This is a genomic window from Mesorhizobium sp. P5_C1, assembly GCF_054049815.1.
The window spans coordinates 1-587 of the sequence record NZ_JBFULQ010001370.1; the positions used below are offsets into that span (position 1 = coordinate 1).

Consider the following 587-nt stretch of genomic DNA (forward strand, 5'->3'; position numbering starts at 1 on the left):
GATGAACTGGCGCAAGATCAAATGCTTTGACGAAAAGGAAATGGACATCATCGGGGTGAAGCGGGAAAGGGGCAAGCCAGCCATGGTTCTCATGGCCGAAAACGGTCGCTATGTCGGCGGGGCCGTTGTCACATTCAAGCATGACAAGCGCCAGCGGCTTTGGGATCGCGTGCAGGGTAAGGTGGGCGCCCCGCCGCCTGTAGCCCTGGCGAAGAAAAGCGCCGAATGGCTCAAGCCTGGCCTTGTCGGCCGCGTCAAGTTCCTGAAAGGCGAGGAGCAGCTTCGGCACGCATCGCTGCAGGATTTTTGGGAAAAAAGTTAGCTCTGGGGACCTAGGGGCTGCCAGAGTTTTGATTCTGTTCGGGTCTTGGCAGCGCCAGCTTGATGTCAAACGTTTCCGGCAAATTGGAATGGGTGCCGGTCCTCATTGAAGCCGTGGTCGCGGCATCGACTGGTAGAAGGATGACCATTCGCACTTTAGGTTCAGGCCTAAGCGGCCGGTCAAATAGAAACAACATGATTGCCAGCACGCACGTTAGAAGGGCAGCGGTTAAGACATTCGCTATGACCTCGCCGAATTGCATGCC

General features: G+C 56.4%; 2 protein-coding genes. One reads left to right on the top strand and one right to left on the bottom strand.

Going from position 1 to position 587, the window contains the following annotated elements:
- The first annotated feature begins 40 nt into the window (after window positions 1–40).
- The gene (locus ACXJ7R_RS35870) at window positions 41–322 is read left to right on the top strand and encodes a hypothetical protein (protein WP_457155908.1); all 282 of its coding nucleotides are present in this window, start codon (window positions 41–43) and stop codon (window positions 320–322) included.
- A gap of 10 nt (window positions 323–332) precedes the next feature.
- On the opposite strand, the gene ACXJ7R_RS35875 is transcribed toward ACXJ7R_RS35870, so the two are convergent.
- A partial coding sequence (locus ACXJ7R_RS35875; protein ID WP_457155909.1) for a hypothetical protein occupies window positions 333–587 on the bottom strand: 255 nt, incomplete at its 5' end.